This window comes from Salinicola socius, assembly GCF_001937195.1.
In the GTDB taxonomy this organism is placed as follows: domain Bacteria; phylum Pseudomonadota; class Gammaproteobacteria; order Pseudomonadales; family Halomonadaceae; genus Salinicola; species Salinicola socius.
In genome coordinates, this window is sequence record NZ_MSDO01000044.1 from 1 (window position 1) to 3,444 (window position 3,444).

Below are 3,444 nucleotides of genomic sequence, written 5' to 3' on the forward strand. Positions count from 1 at the left end.
CCCTTACCTCCCGCAACCACATTTGGCGACGGTTTGGCCGCCTTGATTAACTTACCCGCTGACGATGGCAGCTTGGCAATCAGCTGCGCCCCGCCCTTGACCGCTGTCAACACACCGACAAGCTCCGCCGCGAAGCGCCCTCCCTCGACACCAGCCGTAATCGAGCCATCCCAGCCGGCGGTTTCGTAAGCTTCGGCCAGACGGTCGGCACGTACTTGCAGGTCGTTCAGGTAGTTTTCCCCGAACTGTTGGCGGAACTCGGGCGAAGTGGCCAGCTGTTTCAGGCCGTCCATGACCTCGGGGAAGTCGGTGACCAGGGCATAGACGCCTTCCGCCGCTTCCTTGGCGGAAAGCGCGATGCCACCCGCCGAGCCGATAAGCAGCCCTGCCTCTTGCTGGGCATCCACCATAGCCCAATTGGCCCGCGTTCCCACTTTGCACAGCAGGTCATCCTTACAAGCCGCGAGTTCCTCGTCCTTCTTGGCCTCCTGCCAATGGCTCAAGTAGTTATACGCCGTCGCGTTGCCTGCGATCTCGGCGCCCTGCGCCACGTCGCCATCCACCAGCCCCGCCGCCATCAGCCCGGTGAGCTTCGAGGCGGCAACCAGCAGTTGCGGGTCGTTATCGATTAGCGTGGCCAGTTGGTCGACCAGCGCTTTGTTGGCACCAGCGGCCAGGACGCCGCTTCTCTATGTGTTACCAACATAAACACTATTATCGGGAAGATCCATCACCCAAGGCTCAGAAGAGTAAGAACAAAACACATCTAGTCTTCTATCATCAGAAAGGATAAATGACGGATCAATTGGCTGATCATTGTTGACCCATGACATACTGACAACTGAAAGCCCTATTAATTCTTCTATGGTTGTGTCTACCTGGTCATCCCAACATGCAAACAATAGCTCTTTACCTTGGGATATCCTCCAAACACTATTAGTGACAAATTTCCAATTATCACCAGAAATAACCAAAAAATCTCCATCCCACTCAACATTTTTAATGTGAAGCGGGGCAAAAGATACAACTAGGTTCATAAAATCAAACATCAGCTCACCTGCTCAATATGCGTTTTTTCTCTGATCCACTGTTTTCTTTCAGCTTTAGAGAGACCTTTCGGCGGCTGCGGCGGCTTACCCGTCGTCGGATCTATTGGCCCACCATTAGCATTTTCAAACGAAGCCCTTTGAGAATTACGGCTATCCGCTTGCATCACTCGAACGCGCGAACCATCCGGTAACGTATATTGCGTACCAACCACTTTACCGCTGGTTGGTGAGACTACAGGTTTTGATGGATATCCCGCTGTTTCAAAGTTAGCAATCATCTGTGATTGACTTTTAGGAAGCTCTACTCCAGACGCATGCTTGACTGAAGGACCCCCTTTGGTTCCGCTTGTAATAGCACCATCCAAACCGCCCGACTCTCCCTTCTCTCCCGAACCAGGAGCTCCTGACAACGGCTTGGTCACGCCCCTCCCACCAGTATACCCGCCCCGATCCGCACCGATACCGCCACTGCTCATTACGCCGGCCAGTGTTTCTTCTGCCTGTGCCCGTTGCTCCGGCGAGAGTCGGTCCTCTGGGTCCAATGCATCTACCACGGTTGCTGCGTCCTGATTTGCCGCAGCCATGGCAAACGCGCCGTTCTTCCCGGGGTTCTCCCACATCAGTTCGCGCAATGAGGCCGCCGTCTCCGGCTTGCTGAATTCGACACCTTCGAAAGGGGTGGTCATCGAGGCCAGAACCGCGTCCCCACAGCCTGTACTTCCGCTGGCGCAGAGTTGCAGGGCTGCGAGATCCTGTTGCTGGCTTAGTGCGAGAGCCTTGTCGATGATGTTGTCGCGACAGGATTGCGTAGTGCATTGTTCCAGCCGATCGGCGATGTCCTGGAACTGTGCGTGCTGCAGGTAGTTATACGTCGTCGCGTTACCCGCGATCTCGGCACCCTGCTGCACGTCTCCGTCAGCCAGGCCGGCTGCGACGACGCCAGTGATCTGCGATGCCGCCGTCAGCAACTGCGGGTCGTTATCGACTAGTGTGACCAGCTGCTCGACCAGCGCTTCGTTGGCACCAGCGGCCAGGGCGCAGCTCTTAAAGTCGCCGCCGGTGGCAAGGGCGTGCAGGGCGATCTTGACACAAAGCCCCTAAATGGACTTTCGCATTTACCCCATGTGTGAAAGCTGAATAGCTGCATCCAGTTTTCGCCGCGCAGACTTAGAGAGGGCAGGATTCTGCTTTAAGTACTGTTGCACTGTTAGCACATCAAATCTCACAGGATTTTCACCAGGACTTATCCTTGATATTTCAACTTCTACAACTTTTTCCCCATCAACTAGGAGAGTAAAAATATCTTCCCCCTGCTCAGGAATCCAGCCAACAATAAAAACATTGTCTGTGAGATCAGGAAACTTGTCGCGAAGAGTTGATAATAGCTCAGCGCTTTTTATGCCGCCTAACAGCTTTTCCTTTGACTGCAGCAGCTCCGCTTTCAATGAGGATGACATCATTTTAACACACCAGGAAAAGCCGTTATTAAGTTACCGTACTTATCGGACATAGTTGTCATAACAGAAGTAGTAGCATTCCCATTCATTGCGTCAACCCCAATAGCCCGCCCCATGTCAATCTCACGCACATATCGAAGACCATCGACGCTTTCGACGGTTCTAGTCACTGGAGATTTAACGACTTGCTTGCTATGCAATAAAGACTTTAACTCACTTTGGCTAACAGAAAATTGACTAGCATTAGGTTTGCCTGAGTAATGACGTTTCAGAACATGCGCCCAACCCTCGTTGGGAACATTTATTCTTGATTGAACGCGGCCAGGAACACCGGCCAATTCCTTTGAAACACTAGCACCCGACTCAACCTTACCTCCCGCAACCACATTTGGCGACGGTTTGGCCGCATCGACCAGCTTACCCGCTGACGATGGCAGCTTGGCAATCAGCTGCGCCCCGCCCTTGACCGCTGTCAACACACCGACAAGCTCCGCCGCGAAGCGCCCTCCCTCGACACCGGCCGTAATCGAGCCATCCCAGCCGGCGGTTTCGTAAGCTTCAGCCAGACGGTCGGCACGTACTTGCAGATCGTTCAGGTAGTTTTCCCCGAACTGTTGGCGGAACTCGGGCGAAGTGGCCAGCTGTTTCAGGCCGTCCATGACTTCGGGGAAGTTGGTGACCAGAGCATAGACGCCTTCCGCCGCTTCCTTGGCGGAAAGCGCGATGCCACCCGCCGAGCCGATAAGCAGCCCTGCCTCTTGCTGGGCATCCACCATAGCCCAATTGGCCCGCGTTCCCGCTTTGCACAGCAGGTCATCCTTACAAGCCGCGAGTTCCTCGTCCTTCTTGGCCTCCTGCCAATGGCTCAAGTAGTTATACGCCGTCGCATTGCCCGCGATCTCAGCCCCCTGCTGCACGTCTCCGTCGGCCAGGCCGGC

5 protein-coding genes are annotated in these 3,444 nt (G+C 54.6%); all 5 read right to left on the reverse strand.

The window, feature by feature from the left end; all coding sequences use genetic code 11:
• Positions 1-578, reverse strand: a 578-nt coding sequence (locus tag BTW07_RS18485; protein ID WP_244158461.1) for a hypothetical protein, incomplete at its 3' end; no start/stop codon positions are given.
• 111 nt (positions 579-689) lie between these two features.
• The gene (locus BTW07_RS19720) at positions 690-1,049 is read right to left on the reverse strand and encodes a hypothetical protein (RefSeq protein WP_144076980.1); all 360 of its coding nucleotides are present in this window, start codon (positions 1,047-1,049) and stop codon (positions 690-692) included.
• Positions 1,049-2,131 (reverse strand): VENN motif pre-toxin domain-containing protein, encoded by a 1,083-nt coding sequence (locus tag BTW07_RS19510; protein WP_083942073.1) that lies wholly within the window; start codon positions 2,129-2,131, stop codon positions 1,049-1,051. The genes BTW07_RS19720 and BTW07_RS19510 overlap by 1 nt, the downstream gene beginning before the upstream one ends.
• A 33-nt stretch (positions 2,132-2,164) precedes the next feature.
• Complete coding sequence (locus BTW07_RS19725) at positions 2,165-2,509, reverse strand: hypothetical protein (RefSeq protein ID WP_144076982.1); 345 nt, start codon at positions 2,507-2,509, stop codon at positions 2,165-2,167.
• On the reverse strand, positions 2,506-3,444 hold a 939-nt coding region (locus BTW07_RS20075; RefSeq protein WP_075571636.1), incomplete at its 5' end, for a hypothetical protein. The genes BTW07_RS19725 and BTW07_RS20075, both read right to left, overlap by 4 nt.

Excerpts from the sequence above, each read along its gene's own strand:
- BTW07_RS19720 (WP_144076980.1), bottom strand. The coding sequence starts at position 1,049 with ATGTTTGATTTTATGAACCTAGTTGTATCTTTTGCCCCGCTTCACATT.
- BTW07_RS19725 (WP_144076982.1), bottom strand. The coding sequence starts at position 2,509 with ATGATGTCATCCTCATTGAAAGCGGAGCTGCTGCAGTCAAAGGAAAAG.